19 protein-coding genes are annotated in these 23,169 nt (G+C 63.3%); 6 read left to right on the top strand and 13 right to left on the bottom strand.

The window, feature by feature from the left end; translation table 11 throughout:
- The first annotated feature begins 221 nt into the window (after positions 1-221).
- Positions 222-602 carry a hypothetical protein gene (locus tag OKA05_RS07305; protein WP_264486464.1) on the top strand — a complete coding sequence of 127 codons (381 nt, stop codon included), beginning with the start codon at positions 222-224 and terminating at the stop codon, positions 600-602.
- Positions 603-667: 65 nt separating this feature from the next.
- On the opposite strand, the gene OKA05_RS07300 is transcribed toward OKA05_RS07305, so the two are convergent.
- Positions 668-1,381, bottom strand: coding sequence for a DNA alkylation repair protein (locus OKA05_RS07300; RefSeq protein WP_264486463.1), 714 nt, complete (start codon positions 1,379-1,381; stop codon positions 668-670).
- 157 nt (positions 1,382-1,538) lie between these two features.
- Between OKA05_RS07300 and OKA05_RS07295 the strand changes: the two genes are divergently transcribed.
- The 3 genes from OKA05_RS07295 (at position 1,539) to OKA05_RS07285 (ending at position 6,278) form a co-directional block, all read left to right on the top strand.
- Positions 1,539-2,510 carry an alpha/beta hydrolase gene (locus tag OKA05_RS07295; protein WP_264486462.1) on the top strand — a complete coding sequence of 324 codons (972 nt, stop codon included), beginning with the start codon at positions 1,539-1,541 and terminating at the stop codon, positions 2,508-2,510.
- Positions 2,507-4,849 (top strand): DUF1592 domain-containing protein, encoded by a 2,343-nt coding sequence (locus tag OKA05_RS07290; protein ID WP_264486461.1) that lies wholly within the window; start codon positions 2,507-2,509, stop codon positions 4,847-4,849. The genes OKA05_RS07295 and OKA05_RS07290 overlap by 4 nt, the downstream gene beginning before the upstream one ends.
- A 61-nt stretch (positions 4,850-4,910) precedes the next feature.
- Positions 4,911-6,278 carry a DUF1552 domain-containing protein gene (locus tag OKA05_RS07285; RefSeq protein WP_264486460.1) on the top strand — a complete coding sequence of 456 codons (1,368 nt, stop codon included), beginning with the start codon at positions 4,911-4,913 and terminating at the stop codon, positions 6,276-6,278.
- A gap of 27 nt (positions 6,279-6,305) precedes the next feature.
- Here OKA05_RS07285 and OKA05_RS07280 read toward each other — a convergent pair whose 3' ends face one another.
- The 3 genes from OKA05_RS07280 to OKA05_RS07270 all read right to left on the bottom strand — a co-directional run bounded on the left by OKA05_RS07280 (position 6,306) and on the right by OKA05_RS07270 (position 10,641).
- Positions 6,306-6,500 carry a hypothetical protein gene (locus tag OKA05_RS07280; RefSeq protein WP_264486459.1) on the bottom strand — a complete coding sequence of 65 codons (195 nt, stop codon included), beginning with the start codon at positions 6,498-6,500 and terminating at the stop codon, positions 6,306-6,308.
- 143 nt (positions 6,501-6,643) lie between these two features.
- Positions 6,644-7,729: a hypothetical protein gene (locus OKA05_RS07275; protein WP_264486458.1), complete on the bottom strand. Its 1,086-nt coding sequence runs from the start codon at positions 7,727-7,729 to the stop codon at positions 6,644-6,646.
- Positions 7,726-10,641, bottom strand: coding sequence for a PVC-type heme-binding CxxCH protein (locus OKA05_RS07270; protein WP_264486457.1), 2,916 nt, complete (start codon positions 10,639-10,641; stop codon positions 7,726-7,728). The genes OKA05_RS07275 and OKA05_RS07270 overlap by 4 nt, the downstream gene beginning before the upstream one ends.
- Before the next feature lie 173 nt (positions 10,642-10,814).
- Between OKA05_RS07270 and OKA05_RS07265 the strand changes: the two genes are divergently transcribed.
- Positions 10,815-10,967 (top strand): hypothetical protein, encoded by a 153-nt coding sequence (locus OKA05_RS07265; RefSeq protein ID WP_264486456.1) that lies wholly within the window; start codon positions 10,815-10,817, stop codon positions 10,965-10,967.
- Between the two features lie 6 nt (positions 10,968-10,973).
- On the opposite strand, the gene OKA05_RS07260 is transcribed toward OKA05_RS07265, so the two are convergent.
- The 5 genes from OKA05_RS07260 to OKA05_RS07240 all read right to left on the bottom strand — a co-directional run bounded on the left by OKA05_RS07260 (position 10,974) and on the right by OKA05_RS07240 (position 17,617).
- Positions 10,974-11,576: a flavin reductase family protein gene (locus OKA05_RS07260; protein ID WP_264486455.1), complete on the bottom strand. Its 603-nt coding sequence runs from the start codon at positions 11,574-11,576 to the stop codon at positions 10,974-10,976.
- 47 nt (positions 11,577-11,623) lie between these two features.
- The gene (locus tag OKA05_RS07255; protein WP_264486454.1) at positions 11,624-12,268 is read right to left on the bottom strand and encodes an HD domain-containing protein; all 645 of its coding nucleotides are present in this window, start codon (positions 12,266-12,268) and stop codon (positions 11,624-11,626) included.
- A gap of 292 nt (positions 12,269-12,560) precedes the next feature.
- Positions 12,561-14,099, bottom strand: a complete 1,539-nt coding sequence (locus tag OKA05_RS07250) for a hypothetical protein (RefSeq protein ID WP_264486453.1) — start codon at positions 14,097-14,099, stop codon at positions 12,561-12,563.
- A 251-nt stretch (positions 14,100-14,350) separates the two neighbouring features.
- Entirely contained in the window at positions 14,351-16,333 is a 1,983-nt protein-coding gene (tkt, locus tag OKA05_RS07245; protein ID WP_264486452.1) for a transketolase, read from the bottom strand.
- Between the two features lie 273 nt (positions 16,334-16,606).
- The gene (locus tag OKA05_RS07240; RefSeq protein WP_264486451.1) at positions 16,607-17,617 is read right to left on the bottom strand and encodes an NHL repeat-containing protein; all 1,011 of its coding nucleotides are present in this window, start codon (positions 17,615-17,617) and stop codon (positions 16,607-16,609) included.
- A gap of 112 nt (positions 17,618-17,729) precedes the next feature.
- On the opposite strand from OKA05_RS07240, the gene OKA05_RS07235 reads away from it, so the two are divergent.
- The gene (locus OKA05_RS07235) at positions 17,730-18,197 is read left to right on the top strand and encodes an RDD family protein (RefSeq protein ID WP_264486450.1); all 468 of its coding nucleotides are present in this window, start codon (positions 17,730-17,732) and stop codon (positions 18,195-18,197) included.
- A 50-nt stretch (positions 18,198-18,247) separates the two neighbouring features.
- Here OKA05_RS07235 and OKA05_RS07230 read toward each other — a convergent pair whose 3' ends face one another.
- The 4 genes from OKA05_RS07230 to OKA05_RS07215 all read right to left on the bottom strand — a co-directional run bounded on the left by OKA05_RS07230 (position 18,248) and on the right by OKA05_RS07215 (position 23,065).
- Positions 18,248-19,324, bottom strand: coding sequence for a mannitol dehydrogenase family protein (locus OKA05_RS07230; protein WP_264486449.1), 1,077 nt, complete (start codon positions 19,322-19,324; stop codon positions 18,248-18,250).
- A gap of 399 nt (positions 19,325-19,723) precedes the next feature.
- The gene (locus OKA05_RS07225; protein WP_264486448.1) at positions 19,724-21,211 is read right to left on the bottom strand and encodes a UxaA family hydrolase; all 1,488 of its coding nucleotides are present in this window, start codon (positions 21,209-21,211) and stop codon (positions 19,724-19,726) included.
- 233 nt (positions 21,212-21,444) lie between these two features.
- Entirely contained in the window at positions 21,445-22,122 is a 678-nt protein-coding gene (locus OKA05_RS07220) for a cyclase family protein (RefSeq protein ID WP_264486447.1), read from the bottom strand.
- Positions 22,106-23,065, bottom strand: coding sequence for an aldo/keto reductase (locus OKA05_RS07215; RefSeq protein ID WP_264486446.1), 960 nt, complete (start codon positions 23,063-23,065; stop codon positions 22,106-22,108). Before OKA05_RS07215 ends, OKA05_RS07220 begins: the two co-directional genes overlap by 17 nt.
- Between the last annotated feature and the right edge of the window lie 104 nt (positions 23,066-23,169).

Genomic DNA, 23,169 nt, shown 5'->3' with positions numbered 1-23,169 from the left:
TGGAAAGGAACACCATTGCGTGTTCTAACAAATCTATTGAAGGGCATCCACATGCTGTCCGACATCATAATGCAAACGCCGTTGATATCGCGACCCGTGAGCAATTTTAACGATTTCGTTGAAAGAAACGGATTCACGTTCATGCCCGGTTTTCTGATAAAATCGGGACGTTGGCGCGTAACTTGCGACGCCCAACACGGGTTCACCTTCCCATCTCACCCATGAACACACGACACCATACACCGATTCCGGACAGCACGACGCTGAAGCCGGAGTTACACATGCGAGACACCTGGGATGCCCGGGCCGTCTCCGAACTGATCCGATCGAAGTGCAGGTTCGGCGAGACGCCGGCCTTCCTCTTCGTCGGCAAGAAGGAAGCAGAGCTACTGCGTGAGCACCTGGCCGAGGCCTTCGGGTCCGAAGCCGTGACCACACTCCACCAGACCTACTACATGGGCCTGGAGGTCGTTGAAATCGGCAGCGAAAGCTTCCTGTTCACTGCGGGCCGCAAGGCCATCCGCACCCTGCAAGACCCGATCTCACGCCGCCCCGAATGGCGGGACCGCGAGACCGAGACCATGTGGCAACTGCGGATCTGAGCCGCCCGCCGGCTGTCGCCCCCGTGCCTTCCGATGAAGGAAGGCACGGGGGCGAAAACCCAAGCTCAGCATCGCATCGTCTTCCGCTTCTTCCCGATCGTCCCCTGCGCCTGCACCTTGCGGATGTAGTCCGGGGCATAGAAGAACTCACAACTGTTGCTGCCCAGGTCCGCCTCGACCCGGCCGATTTCTTCACCCGTATGAATGGCGATCTCCATGAGCGGTTTCACATAAGATCCGGCGGAGATAAGAAATCCATTCATCGCATACTTCACCACATCGGGTGTGGCATGAATCGATTTTTTCACACGTTCGATCAAACCGGTGAGTTCGGTTAGATCGAGATCGGCATCGTCCTTCAGCGCCATCAGGCAGGAGAGCGCGGACCATCCGGCGACGGCCACGTGTGGCTTCTTCGAGTCGATCCACTTCAGTGCCATCTCGCGACCATGCGGGCTGCCGGAGGCCACCCACGGCACCGTGGTGCCGGGCAGGCCCGCTCCGTAGGCCGCATCCGCCCAGCGTTGCAGGTCCGCCTTGGTCATCCGCGCATCGTCGGTGAGGTAGGCCGCGAGATACATCGCGTCGTAGTTGCCGCTGTCGTAGAGCGCGAGCGCGAGTTCGTGGTCCTGCTTGATCCGCTTCCGGATCTTCTGCATGTCGCCGATTTTCACGCCGAAGCACGGCTCCTTCACGCCGTGGTTTTTCATTAGCATGCGCTTGATGCTTTCGCTGCCCAGAGCGCGCAGTTCCTCCAGGATCTCGGTCGCGGTGCTCATGACGGGTTTCCATCCAGTGAATGCCCGCCGGATAGCGGGCTCAAGGAGGAATCGCCCTGGGCCCGGTGGAGAGCCCTCGTGGAACCCACCTGCGGAACTCAAGCTGACGGCAACAAGGTTTGACCTGACAAACCAAGTTGTCTGACATGTCGGGACCATGAAATTCGTCCCGGCCTTCTTCGCCGCTGCCTGCCTGGCCACTGCCATGGCCGGAGCGGAAGACCTCACCATCGGGCCGGACTACACCGATGCGCCGGAGGTGAAGGCGAAGGACGGCGTGCCCAAGGGAAAGATCGTCCGCTTCACCATGAAGTCGGAGGACAGCAAGATCTACAAGGGCATCGCCAAGGGGAAGAAGGGCAAGGTGCCCTACGAGCGGAAGGTCGCGGTCTACATCCCCGAGCAGCTCGACAAGAAGAAGCCCGCGCCTTTCCTCATCGCGCAGGACGGCGGCTGGTACCTCGGCGTGGTGCCGCCGGTGCTGGACAATCTGATCCAGGAGAAGCGGGTGCCCGCAATGGTCGCGATCCTGATCGACTCCGGCGGCGGCGATGCGCAGGGCAGCCAGCGCGGGCTGGAATACGATACTGTCGATGGCGTCTACGCGGAGTTCGTGGAAAAGGAAGTCCTGCCCCGCGTGGAGAAAGAATGCGACCTGAGGCTGACCAAGGACCCAGAGGCACGCGCCACGATGGGCGGCAGTTCGGGTGCCGCGGCCGCGTTCACCATGGCGTGGTTCCGCCCCGATCTCTACCACCGCGTGCTGAGCTATTCCGGCACCTACGTGAACCAGCAGTCGCCGGAAAACCGCCGCACGCCGCACGGTGCCTGGGAGTATCACGAGAACCTGATTCCCCGCGCGAAGGCCAAGCCGCTGCGCATCTGGTTGCAGGTCAGCGAGAAGGACAATGGCCACGACCGCGACGACTCCTCGTATCACAATTGGGTCCGCGCAAATCGCCTGATGGCCGCCGAATTGAAGAAAAAGGAATACGCCTACCGTTTCGTCTTCTCTGAAAAGGCGGGCCATACCGATGGCCGCGTGACCCGCCAGACCCTGCCCGGCGCGCTCGAGTGGCTGTGGCAGGGCTACCCCGACACACCCGCCGCGACGAAGCCCGCCCCGTGACCCGCCGCATGCTTGCCAGATCGATCCTCTTTTCCCTGTTGCTTCCCGCCGCCGCATTCGCTGCGACTCCGGAAGCGAGCTACAAGACGGAGATCCTTCCGCTGTTAGAGAACTACTGCTTCTCCTGCCACGGCGACGGCTCGGCCAAGGGGAAGTTCTCGATGGACGAGTACAAGGACCTCTCGGCCCATCTGGGCGATCGCAAGCACTGGCTGCCGGTGTGGAAGAATCTCCGCAGCCAGGTCATGCCGCCGGCCGACAAGGACCAGCTCACCCCGACGGAGAAGCGCAAGCTGCAGGCGTGGATCGAGACGAAAGTCTTCAAGCTCGACCCGCAGAATCCGGATCCCGGCCGGGTGACGATCCGCCGTTTGAACCGCACGGAATATCAGAATGCGGTCTTCGATTTGCTCGGCGTCGAATACGATACCAAGGACGTCTTTCCGCCGGACGACACGGGCTACGGCTTCGACAATATCGGCGACGTACTCTCGATCTCGCCGCTGCTGATGGAGAAATACATCGCCGCCGCGGATGAGGTAGTGGCGCTTGCTCTGCCCGAAGGAGCCGCGGCGCAGGTCCCGCGGATCGATATCGAGGGCAAGGCGTTCAAGGTGCCCTTCGACGACAAGATCACCGGCCGCTGGCTGCCTTTCGCAAAGAAGCAGCAGGTCACCGTGGAGCAGGAGATCCCTTACGACGGCGAGTATCAGATCAAGGTGGAATACGCCATAAAGGGCGCAACCGAGGCCACGGTGCACGAGGCGCAGATGGTTGTGAAAGCCGGCGGCGCGAAGGTGGGCGAAGTCTCCCTCGGCTGGGACCAGCGGCGGGTGATCGAACTCACCGGCAAGGCCCCGCTGAAGAAGGGCAAGCAGGCCTTCGAGATCAGCCTGAATCCCGGACGGCAGCCCGCTTCTGGCGAAGAAGAGCTCTTCCTCACCATCCACCGCGTGATCGTCCAAGGCCCGCTGGGCGGTGACAAACGCGAGTATGCCAAAGGCTACCGGATGATCTTCGTCGATGGTCCCGCCCCCGAGAAGGAGGCCGAGCGCGAACGCTACGCCCGCAAGATCATGCGCAGCTTCGTGAGCCGCGCCTTCCGCAAGCCGCTCGATGATTCCACCATCGACCGACTGGTGGACATCGTGAAGGAAGTGGACCGCCAACCGGGCAAGGAATTCGAGGACGGGCTCAAGCAGGCGATCGCGACCTGCCTCGCCTCGCCGCGTTTCCTGTTCCGCGTGGAGATCCAGCCGGAGCCGAACAACCCGGCGAAGATCGTGCCGCTCGACGAATACTCCGTTGCCGCGCGCCTGTCGTTTTTTCTCTGGGGCTCGGTGCCGGATGACGAGCTGCTGAGCCTGGCCTTCAACAACAAGCTGCGGGCGAACCTGCACGCACAGATCGACCGCATGCTACTCGATCCGCGGTCGGCGCGTCTCACGGAAAACTTCATCGGCCAATGGCTGCAGGCTCGCGATGTCGAGTCGGTGCCGGTCAGCGCGAAGGACATCCTCGGCCTCGGCAGCAACCGCGAGGCGGCACGTGCCTTCGACGTACGGCTGCGTTCCGACATGCAGACAGAGACGCAGATGCTGTTCGATTTCGTGCTGCGCAAGGACCGGCCCGCGCAGGAATTGATCTCGGCCCGCTACAGCTTCCTCAATGGGCGGCTGGCGAAGTTCTATGGCATCGCTGGGGTCGAGGGTGAGGACTTCCAGCCCGTGGATCTCACCGAGCATCCGGAGCGCGGTGGCCTGCTGACCCAGGGCAGCGTGCTGATGGTGACCTCGAATCCGACCCGCACCTCGCCGGTGAAGCGCGGGCTCTTCGTGCTGGATAACATCCTCGGCACCCCCGCCCCACCGGCCCCGCCGGATGTCCCGAAGCTCGAGGACGCCTCCACCGCGACCGGCAAGAACCCGACGATGCGTGAAATGATGGAGTTCCACCGCAGCAAGCCGGATTGCCGCGGCTGCCACGCGCGCATGGACCCGATCGGCCTCGGCTTGGAGAACTTCAATGCGCTCGGCCAATTCCGCACTGACGAGCATGGCAAGAAGATCGACACCGGCGGTCAGCTCCTCACCGGCGAGAAATTCTCCAACGTGGCCGAGCTGAAGGACGTGCTCGCCACCAAGCGCCGTGAGGATTTCTACCGCTGCCTTTCCGAGAAGCTCCTCACCTACGCCATCGGCCGCGGCGTCGAGTATTACGACGCCACCACCATCGACCAGCTCGTCGAGCGCTTGGAGAAGAACGACGGCAAGCTCCGCGAACTGATCTATGGAATCGTCGAAAGCGCCCCCTTCCAGCGGCGGCGTGGCGACGACTAACCGTGACAAGCCTCACGTTTTCAGCCTGTATCAAAGAATCCCCCGAACACCCTTTCTCACCATGAGCACGTATCCCGGACTGACGAGCCGCCGCGGTTTCCTCCGCGGCCTGGGAGCCGCCGTCGGCTTGCCCGCCCTCGAGGGCTTCCGCCCGCTGATGGCCGCGGAGACCGCGGGCCGTGCGCTGGCCACCACCGCCAGCGGCGCACCCCTGCGCACCGCCTTCCTCTACATCCCGAATGGCGTGAATCTGGCCCACTGGCGGCCGAACGGCACCACGGCGGGCTACAAGATGGGCGAAACCTTCAAGCCGATGGAAGCCCTGCGCGAGCACTTCCAGATCTACACCGGCTTCGAGCAGCAATTCGCCGCAGCCAATGGCGATGGCCCGGGTGACCATGCCCGCGGCGTCGCCACCTTCCTGACCAGTCGCCAGGCCCGCAAGACCGCCGGCTCCGACATCAATCTCGGCATCTCCATCGATCAGGTCGCCGCGAATGCGATCGGCAGCCAGACCCGCCTGCCTTCGCTGGAACTCTCCGCGGATGGCGTGCGCAAGTCCGGCTCCTGCGACTCCGGCTACTCCTGCGCCTATCAATTCAACCTCTCCTGGCGCTCGGAAAACCAGCCGATGACCCCGGAGTCGAATGCGCGCGCCGTCTTCGAGCGCCTCTTCGGCGCGGGCGATGCGAAGGAGCGCGCCGACAGCCTGGGCCGCCGCTACGCCGCCAAGAAGTCGATGCTCGACTTCATCGAGCACGACGCGAAGGCGCTCCACCGCCGGCTCGGCCGCGGCGACCAGCAGAAGCTCGATGAGTACCTCACCGGCGTCCGCGAGATCGAGAAGCAGATCGAGAAGACCGAGGCCATGGGCCTGCCACCCGACCCCGGCCAAGCCGCGCCGAAGGGCGAGCCCGGCACCTATGGGGATCACCTGCGGCTGATGATGGACATGATGGTGCTGGCCTTCAAAACCGACTCCACCCGCATCTCCACCTTCCTGATGGCGCACGACGGCAGCAACCGCAGCTTCAAGGAGATCGGCGTCAATGATGGCCACCACAACATCTCCCACCACCAGGGCAAGAAAGACAACCTGGAGAAGATCGCCAAGATCGACCTCTTCTACATGCAGCAGCTCGCCTACTTCCTCGACAAGATGAAGAACACCGAGGACGTGGACGGCAAGAGCCTGCTCCACAACTCGATGATCGTGTATGGCGGCTGCATTTCCGACGGCGACCGTCACAACCACGACGACCTGCCCATCGTCCTCGCTGGCAATGCCGGTGGTGCCTTCAAGCCCGGCCGCCACGTCGAACTCGGGGAGAATGTCCCGCTCGCCAATCTCTACCTCCGGATGATGGAGGAGATGGGCGTGAAGGAGAAACGCTTCGGCGACTCGACAGGCGTGCTGCGCAAGGTGTGACCCGCCGGGATCCGGTGCCGGCGGACTTCACACCATCCGCCAAAATACGATCGCCCCCACCAGCGCCACGACCATGACCAGCGCGAAGACCCACTCCCAGCGGCTTCGCTTCCCACGCCGATCTCCCACCCAGCCCTGCCACGAATCGGGGTTCTGGCGGCTCGGGAGATGATAGTGGCGGCGGCTGGACGGAATGGCGCGTTTCGCGGGAGTGACTTTCACGTTGGTAAGGGAAAGCAAAGCACGCAGAGCCCCATTTCGGATCGAAAGTGACTTTTAAACGATGATTCTTTGATGATTCGTGCTGCGATGACTACGAACGGAATTCATGACGGCGCGTGGTGTGCTGCGAAAAACGAGAGCCGCTACTTCCCTTCCCCGCTCATCTCCGCAAGCAGGCGGAAGAAGCCCTTTTTACGTTCGCTGCTGATCGACCAATCGACCGGCACGCTCTGGAATCCTTCGGCGAAACCCTCGTCCTTCATGCGGAAATCAAAGTAGCCCCACGACGCACCCGCGGCGGTTGCGGCAGTGAAGTGGTTGTTCTCCATTTCGAAATCGAAGTGGTCGTCCTCATTGAAGACGATCGGCTGGCCACGGTAGCCCTCCATCTTGCGGGTGCGCTCGACCATCGAACGGATCGCTTCCGGTCCTTTCACCCCGTTGCCGTGGAGCAACAAGAAATCCGCAGCCTTCACCACCTTCGGCCCGGGCAGGCTCCCTCCTCCATACGAGGTGCTGGCCAACAGCGGCACTCCCGCCTCCGCCGAACGACGCTTCACGCGGTCGATCAACTCGTGCACCCGCTCCGGCTTCAAGATCGCATGATCGTAGCGAACGTCGCACTCGTTGTTGATCTCGACGAGTACGTGGCGGTAGCCCCGCTTCACGATCCAATCCGTCGCCGCGTCGGTGGCGTGGATGACCGCGGCCTCGTCTTTCAGGTGCTCGTCCTGGCCGAAGTAGAAGTAGCCGAGGATCACGGCCATCCCGAGCCGGTCGGCCTCGTCGAGGATGGCCTTGAGACGGACCAGGTAGGCCTCGCGCAGCACGCCGCTCTCATCGAAGGCTGAGTTGTGCCACGGCTGGTTCTTCGAGTAGCCCTGCGGCGAACCACCCTGCAAGTTGAGCGTGAAGGCAAGCAGCCCGTGCTCGCGCCATGCCTTCATCGCCGCGACGAACTCGCGGGTGTTGCGCTCCGCGTCCCACGTGCCGGTGTCGGGATAGGCCCATTGCCTGGCGGTCTCCGGGTTCAAGTCATCGAAGATGCCCTGCACCATCCGCGAATTCGGGAGCAGGCCTTCCACATCATGCTTTCGCCAAGTGCGGCCTTCGAGCGTGGGCTTGCCGTTGATGAGGAAATCCTCGCCGCGGATCGCCACGACAGTCTGCCCGGCCTGTGCACCTGACAGCACCAGCGCCAGCAGCATTGCAGTTCGGGAGAGGCTCATGGCTTCTTCACTTGGGCAGGCGACATGAGGTAGCCGATCAGGTCGCGCACCTCATCGTCCGAAAGCCCGGTGAGCAAGCCCTCCGGCATCATGGAGTTCCCGAGCGCGGTGTTGCTCTTCACGTCCTTCTTCGCCACCCGCGTTTCGATGCCCACCATGCGCAGGATCAGTTCGCCATCGTTCTCCCCCGCGAGCATGCCGGTGACGGTGGTGCCGTCGTTCTTCTCGATGCGGTGGAGCGCATAGCCCTGCCCGACCAGCGCATTCGGGTCGAGAATGTTGTCCAGCCAGTGGCCGACACTACCGCGCTCGCCGCCGGTGAGTTCAGGGCCGATCGCGCCTCCTTCGCCGAAGAGCTTGTGGCAAGCGGCGCAGGTCCGGTCGAAAATCGCGCGCCCCTTGGCGGTGTCCGCCCCTGCGAGCACGGCGGGAGTCAGCTTGCCGTGCCAGCTTTCGATCACTGCGCGACGGGCATTGGCATCGGTCGTCGGCTCGCCCCATAGCTCAACGACCTTCGCCTGCAACGAGGCCTTCCGTACTTCGCGAAGCCTCGCCACCGCATCGGCGGGGACATCCTGTTGCTTGAGCTTCATCGCCGCCAGCCACTCGAGCAGCTTCGTGGCGTGGCCCTCGCTTGCCGCGAGTCGCGACACGGCGGCTTTTTCTTCCGCCGTGAATCCAGCGACGCGATCACTCGTCGCGCCATGCGCGAGCATGGCCGGCCGGGCCGTCAGCACCGGCAAGCGGAGCGCGGGATCATCCAGCAGGCCTGCGAGGCGGCTTTCGTCGGTCTCCTTCAAAAAGGTCGCCAACAGGCGCAGGGAATCCAGCCGGTCTGCCGCATCCGCCTTGCGGTCCTCCACCTTCGACCACAGGCGGGCGATCGCTTGCTGGCCGCCGCTGCGCTCGGCAATCGCCGCGGCCTTGGCCTTCACCGCCTTGTCTCCGGTGAGCGCCGAAATGACCTGCAACTGGGTGGCTGACAATCTCTCGTCAGGCTTTTCGTCGAGGCGGCCGGTCAGAGCATCCAAAAGAAGCCCGGTCCTTCTTCCTGCGGTCGCGAGCGATTCCACGAGCGCATCCGGCGAGGAAATCCGGCGCGCCGTCCATTTTGCCAACCGGTCATCCGGGCAACTCAGCGCCATGGTCATGGCCCGCGCTTCATCGGACGGCACCTGCGCTTCGACGCCGAACCAGAACATCCGCGTGAGGTTCGGATCCGCCTTGGTCATCTTCGGGGCGATCCAGGCGGCGAGGTCCATCGAGAGTTCCCGCGGCAGCTTCGGCAGCGCGGAGCACAGCGAAAGCAGCACCACCGGTGAGTCCTCCTTCGACACGAGCCTCAGCCAGTGGCTGCGCTCCATGGCCGCGCCGGACTGCGCCGCCAGACGCACCGCCCAGGCGCGGACGCTCTCGTCGGCATCCGCCAGCGGCAGCAGGCTCCGGTCTAACAAATCGCACGCCCCCAGGCACCACAGGGCCCGCAGCCGGCGCGTGGGATCGGGATGGCTCTGCAAGGTCTTCACGAGGAACTCGCGCGCCGCCGGATCGAGCGTGCTGCCCTTCGCCATGCGCTCCTGAAGCACGCGCCGCGCGGTGCGGATCCGCCACTCGTCGCGGCCCGCTTGGTGCTTCGCGAGTTCCAGGTCGGACACTTTCGCCAAGTCGCCTTGCCACGGCTGCACGTCGCCATGGCGCAAGCGAAAGACACGGCCATTGCCACGATTCCATCGCACGGGATCGGTACGATGGCAGCTCGTCTCATCATGCCAGTCGGTGAAGTAGAGCGCGCCATCCGGCCCGGACTCGATCGCCACGCCGAGGAACCACTGGTCATTCGACAGCATCACATCGGGCGCGTGCTTGCCGGTCCAGCCGGAGCCTTTCCGCTCCAACACATCGCGGTTCAGGCGGTGGCCGTGGATGTTGAAGAACAGCGCGCTGCCACGCATCTCCTTCGGGAATGCCTCGCTCAGGCATATCGCGAAGCCGCTGTGAGCATGACCGCCGCCGGCATCCGCCACTTCCTTCGACACCGCATCCTCCTTGCCCCAGTGCGCGTGATCGCTGATGTCGCCCACCCAATGCCGGTGATCGGCGATGGTTTCCAGCGGCTCGTAGATGTGCTTGTTGTAATGCGAGCCGGCCTGCCGCTGGTAGAAGCCGCCGGGAATGATGTGCCACAGGTGAGGGATTACGCACGCCTCGACGAAGGCCTCGCCCCAGTCATTGAAATCGAGTCCCCACGGATTCGAGGTGCCGTGGGCGAAGACCTCGAACTTCTCCGTGACCGGATGAAAGCGCCAGATGCCCGCATTGAGCGGCACGCGCTGGTCATCCGGCGTGTCCGGCTTTCCGACCTTGGAATGCGTGAAGACGCCATGGCAGCCATAGAGCCAGCCATCCGGCCCCCAGATGAATGAATTCAGCGTCTCGTGCGTGTCCTGGTAGCCCCAGCCATCTAACAAAATCTTCGGTTCACCATCGGCGCGGTCGTCGCTGTTCTCATCCGCGAGGAACATCAGGTTCGGCGCGGCACCCACGAAGACGCCGCCGAATCCCGTCTCCATGCCGCTGACCAGATTCAGCCCGTCGGCGAAAACCTTGCGGGTCTCGAAAGTGCCATTCGCATCGGCATCCTCGAAGATCACGATGCGATCCTTCCCCTCCCCTTCCGGAGCACGCTTCGGATAGGTCAGCCCCTCGGCCACCCAAATCCGCCCGCGGGCGTCGAAGCACATCGCGATCGGCTGCACCACATCCGGCTCGCCGGCGATGAGATCGACGGCAAAGCCCGCCGGCACGGTCATCCGCCCCGCCGCCTCCTTGACGGGATTACCCTTGGCCATCCCGCTCTGGGCGGAAACAGGCGCCACGAAACCGGCGGCGAGGAGGATCAGGGTGCGACGCATTCGACCGATACCGCACCAATTCAGCCCCGCTTTCAACTCCGTTTGACGAGCACTTCCGATGAAATCCCAGACCTCGACGGAATTGCACCGAAAGTCCCATTCAAGGTTTCCCATTCGTTGGCTAGAAGAGGGACGAAAGGTTCGCCCTCATCAAACCCCGATCGCCACGGGTCATGAAATCGAAGCTCAAGAATTTCCCAGGCATCAGCATCGACCACGTGCTGCTGGCCTTGCTCATCCTCCTGGTCATCACCATGGCCGCCAATGCCGCCGCCGCGGATGACCACCGGTCGCCTCGCGCGATGACTCCAGTGGTCGCTGAATGACGGACCTCAACGCGGCCGCGTCATCTCGAAGAGGTCGGTCGTGTGGCAGTACCAATCCGGCACCGCCATCCGGCCAATCGGGTGGTAAACTTCCTGCCGGATCCGGAGTTTCTCCGGATCGATGAGAGCATCCTGCACGTGGACGCGATGGATGATGCCAAGCACCAGCCGGTTCGTGCCGATCTCCTGAATCGAGTGGACCTTGCACTCCAGCGCTGCCGGCGCAGCGGCGATCCGCGGCGGTGCGACCACTGAGGAAGGCGCGGTGGCCAAGCCTTCGTGTTCGGTTTCACTCGCCCCCGGCGGATGCGGCGCGGACGTGCGGTTCATCACTTCGGCGAGGCTTTCATCGACGAGGTTGACGACAAATTCACCCGTGCGCTTCGCGTTCCTCGCGCTGTCCTTCGGCGTGCCATCCTCGCGATCACCGGGAGCAAAGATGACCAGCGGTGGATCGTCACCGAAGACATTGAAGAAGGAAAAGGGCGCGGCGTTGACGGTGCCGTTCTCATTGAGCGTGGTCACCCAGGCAATCGGCCGCGGCACCACCAGCCCGGCGAGGATCGGATAAGCGCGGTCGGCGTGAGCGCCGAGCAAGTCGAGTTCCATGGCATCCGATGTCGTTCATCCATCGCGATGTGCAAGCCGATAGTGGCTCAAGAAGCCAGCGGCTGACCCGAAGCCAGTTCTTCAAGCTCGCGCGAGATGTTCTCGCGAGCCTTGGCTTCGCGGATCGCATAGGAAGCCGTGCGATAGACCGGCTGCTTGAGAAACGACGCCATGACCTTGGCGCGACCGGTCCGAAAAGCCTCGTCCGGCACATGGGCATACTCGCGTCGCACCGCTCTCCGGTAGGCATCGTAGGCAGGCCATTCGGAGGAAAGAATCGCGAGATCGATGTCCACCATGAGCGCCTCATCCTCACGATCCGAGCGCGGCAATCGGAAGTCGGTGGCGGAGATCAATCGAGCAATGGTGAGCCTCGTCTCCGGTGCCAGCCATGTCGCGGTGACGCTCTCGAACCAAGCAATGCTCGCTTCCTCATTGTCCGCCCGAGTCGGGTCGTAAACCACATCGTGAAACCAGATCGCTCCTTCGAGTTCCGGAATTCCGTGTCCGGTAGCATCCAGTTCCGCGAGCGAGGCGGCGATGTGGCTCAGCGTGTGATAGTGCCGGTGGGGTTCCTGATAGAGTGCGGAGAGACTTGACCAGATCGTCTCTGCTTCCGGCTCCGATGCATTGGCTGCCCGGCACCAGCAGATGAAGCGATCAGAGAGCTCACTGGGCAGGTCGAGGTCCATTGCGTGACAGGATAGGAGAGGAGGGAGTGCTGGCAATCAAGTGTGGAGAGGGAGACCTCTCCCGGAAGCGCCGGTCTTCAGACCGGCCCGAGTGGTCCTTCGTTGCCGGCCTGATAACGAACGTTGTCATATAAATGACTGCCGGCTGTGAAGGCGATGCGGACCTCGGGGAGCAGCAGATCGGATGAGGTGCTTCTGTGGGCCGCAGGCTCCGCGCTCCCAGCGGGCCGATGTGGAGGCTGGTATCAAGGGACCATTCGGGCCGGTCTGAAGACCGGCGCTCACGGGGATCTTAATCGAGAACCACGACCCGGTAGAACTGCTTCGTCTCCGGCGAGCCAGGTGTTCCCGCGTGGGTCGCTTGGAGAGTGGCCCCCGTTCCCATGAGTTGATCCACCACGGTCTGCCAAACGGTGAGATTCCCGCTTCGCTCCACGCGGTACTGCCGGCCGCTCGCGCTGGGGAACTCAATCCGCGTGTCGATGCCATCCCGGGTCACACTCACCGGCAGCGTCACCTCGACTTTCACAGCATCGAAGGCGGGCGTGTGAATGCCATCGGCCGCTTTCAGCATCAGCGTGTAATTGCCCGGCACCGTGAAAACGGCGGTCGTCGTGGTCTGACCCGTGGTTCCGAATGATACCGTGCCCGGTCCCGCATAGAGTTTCCACTGCACGGTCACCGGCAAGCTATGGGTCACCACACCAGCGAGGTCCGCGCTGCCTCCAGCGACCACATTGAGATCGGGCCCCGCATTCGCAGTAGGCGCTCCCGCCGAGCGTGGTCCTTCACCGGCGCCAGTGGTTTGGATCACCTCGAAATCACTGACCAAGAGATTCCGCAATCGGCTGAAGCAACCCGAAGGGTAGCGGTTGTCCGGCGTGATGGAGATCGAGAAGAAGTTCCCGTTGTCCGCGACAAAGGCACCGTACTTCTTCAGGCCGAGCGCCACCGCCTTTTCTTGAATGGTCCAGTTCGTGGGAATTGCGAAGTTTGCCTTCAAGCGCACCCGCTGGCCCATCGCGGGAACCTCTTCCTCCTCCGTCACAGGATTGGAGGCATGGTGAGTCGCCGGGTAAATGTAGGCACGGCGCGTGCGCTTCACCACGATCCGCATGGCGTGCTCGACCATCCCACGCTGGCACTCGTCATAGCGCACCAGCGCCGGGAACATCGGCAGACCCGCGGCATCGGCTGAGGTCCAGCCAGCGGGCCGCAGGGCATTGGAGTTCAGGGAAAACTTCGCGCCATTGGCCGCTCGCCAAGCAGCTCCCACGCGCTTGGTTAGCCATGTCTCCCAGATGAAACCGGAGCCCGGCTTCACAGTGATCGAGTGACGATCGCCGCCGCGGTTGATGGTGTCCGCCTGCCAATCTTCCAGCGTCAGCGTGCCAGTGCCGGTCGGCCAGGTTTCCACCGGCAGGTTCGCGGGAATCGGATACTGGCCGATGCCGGACGCGCCACCATCGAGATCGGATTCGGCGGGATACTGGAAGAAGGTGATCGGCACCTTCGCCTGGGACTCGGGCACCAGCGCGTAGTTCATCTCCTCGAACAGCCGCAAGTTCCGCCGGTCCGTATCCAGATCGCTGGTGATCCGGCCGATCATGGCGGGGCTATTCGCCAGCAGCGGCCGTGTGGAAATGTCCTCATTCCAAGGACTGTCGAGCGGCATGATCTGCATCGCGGAAACCACGGCATCCGCTTGCGGCGTATTGAAGAGCAGGGGCTGCGTCACCACCGGCACCTCCCCGAGAAGGCGTCCCTCGTGGTTGATCCGCTCCGCGAAAACCGCGGCCGGTATCAGCATGATCCCCAACAATCGACGCATGCTGACATTTTGCCCCATGGAAGAACGGGTGGCAAACCCACGATTGCCGGGCGGGATCCTTACCATGTAGCGTCGGTCTGCGACCGTCGCACTTTGGCGGCATGGGCCGCATCCTTGTGGAGACGATTCGGGGATCTCACGATGCGGCTTCTTGCCGCCAAAGTGCGACGGTCATAGACGCGCCGCTACATAAGAAAGGCGCGCTCCCCGTGCAGAGAGCGCGCCTTGATCTAAATCGAAAACAGACTCCGTTAAAGCGCCTTCGCCGCGGCGACGACGTGCTCCTTGGTCATGCCAAGCTCTTTCATCACCGTGTTGCCCGGAGCGCTGATACCGAAGCGGTCGATGCCTAGGACCTTGCCGCCGAGGCCGACATACTTCCACCAGAGGCCGGAGACGCCGGCTTCGATGGCGATGCGCTTGGTGCAGCTCTTCGGCAAGACGCTCTCCTGATAGTCGGCACCCTGGCGGTCGAAGCGCTCGAAGCAAGGCATCGAGACGACGCGAACGCCGTCGCCAAGCTCAGCCACCGCGGCCATCGCGTGCTGCAGCTCGGAGCCGGAGGACATGAGGATCAGCTTGAGATCGCCGTTTTCCTTCTTCGCAATGTAGCCGCCGCGCAGCACGCCATCGCGGCGCTCTTCGACGGACAGTTCATTCATCAGTGGCACCGCCTGGCGGGTCAGGCTGAGCATCGTGGGGCCATCGGAGCGGAGCTGCGCAGCGACGAAGGCACCGGCGGTCTCCTCGGCATCGGCCGGGCGGATGACGTCGAGATTCGGGATCACGCGCAGGCCGCTGACGGTCTCCACCGGCTGGTGGGTCGGGCCGTCTTCACCGACACCGACGGAGTCGTGGGTGAAGATGTAGGTCACCGGCAGCTTCGACAGCGAAGCGAGGCGGATCGCCGGGCGGACGTAGTCGGCGAAGACCATGAAGGTAGCGCCGGACGCACGGAACAAGCCGTCGTACGCGATGCCATTGCAGATGGCGCCCATCGCGTGCTCGCGGATACCGAACCAGATATTGCGGCCGAGCGGATTGCTGGCGGAGAAGTCGCCGCCGTCCTTGATATAGTTCTTGGTGGAGCCGTAAAGGTCGGCCGAACCGGTGATGAATTGCGGCACGGCCTTGGCAAGCGCCTGGACCACGACGCCGCCGGCACCGCGGGTGGCGTCCTTGTAATCGGCGGCGAAAGCCGGGATCTTCGAGGAAAGGTCGCTGGGCACCGCACCGGCGACCGAATTGGTCAACTCGGCGGCGAGCTCCGGATTGGCGGCGGACCATGCATTGTAGGTGGCCGTCCAGGCTTCGAAGCCCTTTTTCTGCTCGGCCTTCACTTCGGCGAAGTGGGCATAGACCTCGGCGGAAACGTAGAAGTGCTCGTCGGCTGGCAGGCCGAGATTCGCGCGGGCTTCATCGATGAATTTCGCGCCGCCTTCACCGTGGGCGCTGGCGGTGCCGGCGACCTGCGGGATGCCCTTTCCGATCAGGGTCTTGGCGATGATCACCTTCGGGCGGCCGTTCTTGTCAGACTTGGCCTTCTCGATCGCGGCGGCGATCGCGGCGAAGTCGTGGCCATCGATGGTTACGGCGTCCCACTGCTGGGACTTGAAGTAAGCCTCCGCATCCTCGCCCTGGGTCCGGTCGGCCATGGCGTCGAGAGTGACGTCATTGGAGTCATAGATGAGGATCAGGTTATCGAGGCCGGTGTGGCCGGCGAAGGCGATGGCCTCCTTTGCGACGCCTTCCTGAAGGCAGCCGTCGCCGTGCAGGGCGAAGATGTGCTGGTCGAAGATGACGTGGTCGGCGGTATTGAACTTCGCCGCGGCGCGCTTGCCGGAAAGGGCGAAGCCGACGGCATTGCCGATGCCCTGGCCGAGCGGGCCGGTGGTGGCCTCGACGCCGACGGTTTCAAAGGACTCCGGGTGACCCGGGGTGTGGGAGCCGAGCTGGCGGAAGCGCTTCAGTTCATCCAGCGGCAGCGCGTAGCCGGAGAGGTGAAGCCACGTGTAGAGGAACATCGAGCCGTGGCCGGCGGAGAGGATGAAACGGTCGCGGTTGAGCCATTTCGGAGCGTCCGGATTCTGGCGGAGAGCGCCGCTGTAGAGGACGGCGCCGATCTCCGCACAGCCGAGCGGCAGGCCCAGGTGGCCGGAGTTGCAAGCATGGACGGCGTCCATGGCGAGGCCGCGTGCTTGGGTCGCGGCTTGGGAGAGGATGGCGGTATTCATTGGCGTTCTAGGATGTCGGACAGGCGGCGCAGGGTAGGGGGACAAACCCCGCTGGCAAGCCGCAAGCGGGGCATGATCCCGTGACGAATTCATGGTAGAAATGCGACACGTGCATTTTGGGAGGCCATCGCACCCACCATGATCCCGGAGGGATCAAAGCCAGTAGCCGGTGGTCGAAGACCACCGGTTTCAAGCTACGCAGCCTCGAAACCCGGAGGGTTTCCAGCCGGGTCCGAATCACTCCGCGGACCGATCCGAGCGGGCACCTCCGCCTCAGAGCTTCTTGAGCTTCGTGACCCGGCCGCTGGCGTTCCAATCCTGCACGTAGAGATTGCCGTCCTTGTCGAAGGACAACCCGTGCGGCGACGTGAAGATCCCAAGCTTCATTTGCTCCAGGGGAATCGGGAACTTCGCCCACTGCTTCTTGTCGGGATTGTCACCGAGGAAGGCGACCGGCGCGCCGTTCTTGTCGAGGACGGTCACCCGCGCCTCCAGCTCGGCCACCGCGCAGGCATCGCCGAGGATCGAAACGGTGCACGGCCGGCGCAGGTTCGTCGCGTGGACACCGATCCATTTCCCCTCGAGGTCGAAATGGACCAACCGGCGGTTCTCTCGGTCGCAGACCAGCAACCGCGGCTCGCCGAAGCGCGTGTCGATCGCCATCCCGTGGCTGCAATTCGTTTGCCCATCGCCGCCGCCCTTGCCGCCGAACGTTTTGATGTGCTTCCCGGCCGCGTCGAACTTGTGGATGAACTGCGCGCCGTAGCCCATCGAGCAGAAGATCGCGCCGTCGGGTGCCACGGTCACCGCGGTCAGGCCCTTCCAACCGCCCTGCACCTCGCCGGCGGTGGCCTTGGAAATCTCCAGCAACAGCTTGCCCTCGGTATCCAGCTTGCAGACGCGCAGCGGCTTCGGCCCGGCGAGCTGGGCACCGTAGATCACGGTCTGGCCGCCTTCCTCGCGCACCGCCATGGCGTGGAAGCCCTGGCACTCCGGCGCGATGCTCTTCGCCAGCTTGCCATCCGGCTGATAGACGAGGATGCCGTGCGCGGCATCGGTGGAGACATAGATCAGCCCGGTCTTCGCATCGATGATCACGCCGCCGTGGGTCGGGCCGAGGTTCTTGCCATCCGGCAGCTCACCCCAATGCGGGACGGCTTCATACTGCCACGCGCCATTGCCGGTGCGGACTGCTTCATGAATATCCTTGCCCGGTTGCGTCCCGTGATCGGGATGGGCCAAGGCAAGGGTCGGAAGAAGAAATAGAAGGGCGCGTGGGTTCATCGGAGCCAGTGAATCGAATGAATGGAATTTGGCAATACGCGGGGAATGACGAAGACTTGCCGCACCGCCACGCGGCATGCTTTTACTTGAGGAACGATCAAGTCTTGCAGCCATGAACCAAATCCCCGTCCAACTGCCCGATCTCGACTACGCTGCGAAGTGGCAGCGGGCGATCCATTGCCTGGTCGACTCGGCGCTCGGTCTGATCGCCCTTGGTGCGCTCTTGAAATTCTTACTGCCGTTCTTTCCCGACCCGTGGCTCGAAGCCCTGCGTGACATGCCGGAACGCCGGCTCTCACTTCTTTTGAACTGGTCGGGGCTGCTGCTTTTCTATTTGGCGACTGAAGTCGCATTCAAGACCACGCCCGGCAAGCTGCTGACCCGCACCGCGGTCTGCGATGCCGAGGGATTCTCTCCGACCCGGCTCCGCTTGCTCGGACGAACCATGGCACGCCTCATCCCGTTGGACTGGCTCAGCTTCTTCGGTCGCGACGGCACCGGCTGGCACGATGCTGCGTCGAAGACCTACGTGGTCCGTAAAATTCTCATGAAGCCCGCTACAACGCGATCCGGAGGATGATCTCAAATCGTGAGCCCGCGTCAAATAAGAGCAACGCGAACCGGGCAACATCAGCCCTTGCCCAGAATCGCCGATAGCAGTTCCGGCTCCTTCCCGAACTTGCTACGATATTCCTCGTAGGTCGGTAGCAGTCGCACCTTCACCTTGGCCTCGTGGTTAAGCGCGATGGCGGAGAGCTTGTGCTCCAGGAAAGGATTGCGGAAGCGGTCGAGCGTGGTGCGGCCGAAGCCGGTGGGATCGTCCACGCGGCCTTCCAGCACGGGAACAATTTCCTCGGTGAGCAACCGCTCCAACCACGGGCCGACCTCCGGGTGCTCCACCGCCTCGCGGACGGTCTCGATGCCCAGCGGCACGGCATGGCAGACTAGTGCGGAGTGGAGGCCATTCAGGATGCGGACTTTCCGCAGGTAGTACGGCGTGATGTCCGGCGAGGTGACGATGGCCGGGTGCTTCAGCGGAAACTCGTCCGTCGTCTCGATCGCCCAAAACGCAAACGGCTCGGCCGACAGCAGCAAGGGATCCTCCCCTAACAGCGGATGCTCCTTCGGCGGCCCGGGCACGATGCGATCGACGAGGTTGTTCACCCACGCGCAGCTTTCCTTCAGCCACACGATGGCCTCCGGGGAGATCTGCCAGCGTGCCGCTTGCTCCAGCACCAGCTCGCGCAAGCGGTCGCCGTTGTGCTCGATGAGTTCGCAAGGCAACACCGTCACGCCTGACAAGCCCGCGGCATGACGCGCAAGTAGCACGGCCAGGAGCTTCGCGGGGAAGGACTGCGGCATGCCGTCATTCGCGGTGTCCGCATCATCGAGCGCGAAACCCGCCTCGGTCGTGTTCGAGACAATCCAGCGCAACTCCGGATCACGGGCCGCCTCGAGCACCTTGTCCCACTGCGTGCCAGCGTGAAGCGCTTCACGAATGGAAGCGACCTCTTCCGTCTCATCGATCACCCGGCCATCGGCAAACCCTTGGATCGCGACGTGATACCTGCAGCCCGCGCGATTCAGCGCCTCAGCCCGCTCGATGCCGGTGGATTGGACCACCACGATGCGGTCGAAGCCGGTCTGCGAAACGAACAGATCAACGAACGCGCGGAGGAAGTTGCCGGCACCGAATTGGAGGATCATGGTAGGGAGACAGAAGATGGGAAGACGACAGACAGAAGACTTGAAAAAGGCCGGACGGAGCAACGCGTTCCAACGGAGAAACGCGGCCTAACAACACAACACATCCTCACGAAGCAACCCGCTCCAAAGGTCCCAACGGGACCACTCATAATAGCCCGGCACGAAGTGCCGGGTTGGGAGCGCAAGGTCACCCCGTCCTGAAGGGTCGGCTCATGCGGGGTCAGGCCGGCGGCATCCAAACGGGCCGACCCCTTCGGGCGCACCGCCCCCCGCATGGGGCGTCCCTTCAGGACGCCGATCCGCCCCCCAACAAACCCGGCACTACGTGCCGGGCTTTTATGAGTCGTCCCGTTGGGACGAAGAGGACGGCGGCGTGAGTTCAGAGGCATCGGCGACAGGTTAGAGGGTCACGCCTTGCTTCCAGATGGTGATCTCGCGGAAGCCATTGCGTTCGTTCTTCGCCTCCTTGCCGGAGGCCACTTCGAGGATGAGCGACATCAAATCATCGGCGACCTGGTCGGCGGAGGCTTCGGGATCTAACAAGCGTCCGGCATCGAAGTCGATCCAGCCGGGCTTGCGTTCGGCGAGCGAGTGATTCGACGCGATCTTGAGCGTTGGCACCGGCACGCCGAGCGGCGTCCCGCGGCCAGTGGTGAAGAGGATCTCATGTGCACCGGCGGCAGCGAGCGCAGTGCAGGAGACGCCGTCATTACCCGGCGCTTCGACCAGGCAAAGACCACCAAGCCCTTGCTTCGCGGACTCGCCGTAGCCGACCACTTGCTTCACCGGCGCGCGGCCACCCTTCTGGATGCAGCCGAGTGACTTCTCCTCCAGCGTGGTGATGCCGCCGTCCTTATTGCCGGGCGACGGGTTCTCATGGACCGCTTCGCCGTGGCGGCGGAAGTATTCCTTGAACTCGTTCACCATGCCGAGCGCTTCGTCGAAGGTTTGTTCGCTATCGCAACGACTGAAAAGCGGTGCCTCGGCACCGAACATCTCGGGAACTTCTGTTAGAATCGCCGTCCCGCCCCAGCTTGAGAGCCTCTCCGAAATCCGGCCCACCAAAGGATTCGCGGTGATGCCGCTGAAGCCGTCGCTCCCTCCGCACTTCATGCCCAGCACCAGCTCGCTCGCGGGAATCGGCTCGCGCTTGAACTGCGAGGCATAGGCGACCAGCTCACGAATTGCCTCGAGGCCATGCTCGATCTCATCCAACACTTCCTGCGCGTTGAAGAATTTCACCCGCTGTGGATCAAGCGTGCCGGCTTCGGCGAGGAAGGACTTCAGCGTGTTATTCTCGCAACCGAGGCCGAGGATCAGCACCGCCGCGGCATTCGGATGGCGAACGAGTCCGGCGAGGATCTTGCGCGTGTGGCCCAGGTCATCGCCAAGCTGCGAGCATCCATAGGGATGGGTGAAGGCGTGGATGCCATCGATGGCCCCGCCGGGCGTGACGAACTCGCGTGCAGCGAGATCGGCGATGCGCTGGCTCGGCACATTCACGCAGGCCACCGTATTGACGATCCAGATCTCGTTGCGCGTCGCCGCACGACCGTCGGGACGACGGTAGCCCATGAAGACCGGCACCTCACCCGCGGCGGGGATCGAACTACGAGAACCCTCGTATTTCAGCTCCGTGTCCTCCGCGAGTCCGGTGCGGACATTATGAACATGGACATGCTCGCCCGGCGCGATGTCCGCTGTGGCGAGGCCGATGGGAAAGCCATACTTGATCACCGGCTCGCCCGCCGCGATCGGCCGCAGCGCCGCCTTGTGGCCCGCGGGGATGTCGGCGAAGTCGAGCCCGCCATCACGCGTTCCCGCTGCGATCGCTTGCGGCGCGACGGCCACATTGTCGTCGGGATGGATATGGACGAGGAGTTTCATGCTAAACGCGAGCCGCGGAGTGATTCGAGTTTTTCAACCACAGATGAACGCAGAAGGACACAGATGAAAGGCAGGGATTCCGAAACGTAGGCGCGGTGGTGACACCGCGGAAGCGAGGGTGGAGCGGGCATTATAGGCGGCTTCCGCGGTGTCACCACCGCGCCTACGGAACGAAGCTTGGGCCTCGCCATCCTTCAGCCATCTGTGTCCATCCGTGTTCATCTGTGGTTGATTCAATTTCCGCTCTTCACCAGCACCGCCCGGCACGGCGACCCGGAGAAGCCGGGCAACAACAACGGCAGCGCCATGAAGGTCGCGCCTTTGGCGAACTCGCGCCAGCCATCGCGGAAGCATAGCTCCTCGATCACCCACACATTGTTCCCTAACAGGATCTCATGCGTCGGCGTGTTGTCCGGCCCGGTGCCGCCGATCGAAAAGTGATCGATGCCCACCGCCGGGATACCTTGATCGACAATCCACTGCGCTCCCTCCGGCGCGAGATAAGGCGTGCCATGGATCCACTCGTCCGTCTTCGCGCGCTTGTGACCCCAGCCGGTATTGAGCAGCAGGATCTTGCCCGGCTCCGCACCGCCCAAGTCATCCGGTCCAATCGGGTGACCGGCGGAGAGATGCGTGAGATCGAGGATGCAGCACTCGCCGGTGAAGGTCTCCAGCGGGAACGAATCGATCGTCGCTCCGCCCGCGATCTTGTGCAGCGGCGCATCGAGGTGCGTGCCGGTGTGCGAGGCCATGTGAAATTCCTCCATCCGCCAGCCATCGGCCGGATGATCCGCCGTCACCGGCAAGCGCACCGGCGGATGCACGTGGCAATTCGGGCAGCCGTCGAAGAGAGGTTGGGAAAGGTCGAAGAAGCGCATCAGCGAAGAAAGGTTTTCAACCAAGAATCTCATCGCGGTGCTGCGGCATCCCGCGGGTCCAGTTGAAATTGTGGATCGGCTGAAGGATCTCCATCACCTCCGCGAGCAGCTCGGGGTCGCGGGGCGCTTCAAGGTGGTTGATGTTCGCCTTGATGTTCTCCGGGTTGGCCGAGCCCACCAGGGTGCAGGCGATCCGCTCATCGTCACACGCGAATTGGATCGCCAGCCGCACGATATCCACGCCCTTCGCTCGGCAATGCTCCATCGCCTTGCGACAGCCTTCCTGGATCGCCGGGGTGGAGGGGTGCCAGGCGGGCGCGCCACGCTGCGTGAGCAAACCCATGCCGGTCGGCGAGGCATTGATGATCCCCACGCCCTTCTCCTCCAGATACGGAATCAGATCGCCCAGCGAGGTATCGTTCAGCTCGTAGTGGCAGAAGGAAAGGATGGTCTCCACCACGCCCGGCTCCACCCGGTCGAGGATGGCAGGGAAGATCTTCAGCGGCAGCCCGGTGATGCCGATGTGCCGCACGTAGCCCTGCTCCCTCAGCCGGTGCAGCGTGGGCAGCGTCTCATTCACGATCTGGTCGTGGTCAGCGAATTCGATGTCGTGGCACTGGATCAGGTCCACGTAGTCCACGCCGAGGCGCTTCAGGCTGTGCTCCACACTGCGCTCGGTGCTCGCCTTCGAGAAATCGTAGTCGCCGCGCGGTTCGGAGTAGCTGCCGATCTTCGTTGCCAGCAGGTAGGACTCGCGGGGTACGCCTTCCAGCGCCCGGCCCAGCCGCAGCTCGGCCAGCGTCTCGCCATACGAGGGCGAGACATCGATGAAATTCATCCCGCCCTCCAGCGCCGCCTGGACCGTGGCGATGCAGTCAGCGAGCGAGACCTGACGGAATACGGAGCCCAGCGATGACGCGCCGAAACCGAGAACGGGGACCTGGAGGCCGGTGGAGCCGAGCGGACGGTAGTTCATGAAAAATGAAGACGCGGCCACCATGGCGCGGCCGGGCCCGCATGGCCATGGCGGATCTTTGCCAATCCATGACGATCCTTGACCCGAAAATTCGGCAAAGCATC

Origin of the sequence: Luteolibacter arcticus, from assembly GCF_025950235.1 — a bacterium.
GTDB lineage: Bacteria > Verrucomicrobiota > Verrucomicrobiia > Verrucomicrobiales > Akkermansiaceae > Haloferula > Haloferula arctica.
Note: the sequence above shows the minus strand (reverse complement) of the source record. Positions and strands in the feature narration are given on the sequence as shown.

Bases quoted from the DNA above. Each gene is read 5' to 3' on its own strand.
- OKA05_RS07305 (WP_264486464.1), top strand. From the start codon at position 222: ATGAACACACGACACCATACACCGATTCCGGACAGCACGACGCTGAAG.
- OKA05_RS07300 (WP_264486463.1), bottom strand. From the start codon at position 1,381: ATGAGCACCGCGACCGAGATCCTGGAGGAACTGCGCGCTCTGGGCAGC.
- OKA05_RS07295 (WP_264486462.1), top strand. From the start codon at position 1,539: ATGAAATTCGTCCCGGCCTTCTTCGCCGCTGCCTGCCTGGCCACTGCC.
- OKA05_RS07285 (WP_264486460.1), top strand. From the start codon at position 4,911: ATGAGCACGTATCCCGGACTGACGAGCCGCCGCGGTTTCCTCCGCGGC.
- OKA05_RS07275 (WP_264486458.1), bottom strand. From the start codon at position 7,729: ATGAGCCTCTCCCGAACTGCAATGCTGCTGGCGCTGGTGCTGTCAGGT.
- OKA05_RS07270 (WP_264486457.1), bottom strand. From the start codon at position 10,641: ATGCGTCGCACCCTGATCCTCCTCGCCGCCGGTTTCGTGGCGCCTGTT.
- OKA05_RS07265 (WP_264486456.1), top strand. From the start codon at position 10,815: ATGAAATCGAAGCTCAAGAATTTCCCAGGCATCAGCATCGACCACGTG.
- OKA05_RS07260 (WP_264486455.1), bottom strand. From the start codon at position 11,576: ATGGAACTCGACTTGCTCGGCGCTCACGCCGACCGCGCTTATCCGATC.
- OKA05_RS07255 (WP_264486454.1), bottom strand. From the start codon at position 12,268: ATGGACCTCGACCTGCCCAGTGAGCTCTCTGATCGCTTCATCTGCTGG.
- OKA05_RS07250 (WP_264486453.1), bottom strand. From the start codon at position 14,099: ATGCGTCGATTGTTGGGGATCATGCTGATACCGGCCGCGGTTTTCGCG.
- tkt (WP_264486452.1), bottom strand. From the start codon at position 16,333: ATGAATACCGCCATCCTCTCCCAAGCCGCGACCCAAGCACGCGGCCTC.
- OKA05_RS07240 (WP_264486451.1), bottom strand. From the start codon at position 17,617: ATGAACCCACGCGCCCTTCTATTTCTTCTTCCGACCCTTGCCTTGGCC.
- OKA05_RS07235 (WP_264486450.1), top strand. From the start codon at position 17,730: ATGAACCAAATCCCCGTCCAACTGCCCGATCTCGACTACGCTGCGAAG.
- OKA05_RS07230 (WP_264486449.1), bottom strand. From the start codon at position 19,324: ATGATCCTCCAATTCGGTGCCGGCAACTTCCTCCGCGCGTTCGTTGAT.
- OKA05_RS07225 (WP_264486448.1), bottom strand. From the start codon at position 21,211: ATGAAACTCCTCGTCCATATCCATCCCGACGACAATGTGGCCGTCGCG.
- OKA05_RS07220 (WP_264486447.1), bottom strand. From the start codon at position 22,122: ATGAGATTCTTGGTTGAAAACCTTTCTTCGCTGATGCGCTTCTTCGAC.
- OKA05_RS07215 (WP_264486446.1), bottom strand. From the start codon at position 23,065: ATGAACTACCGTCCGCTCGGCTCCACCGGCCTCCAGGTCCCCGTTCTC.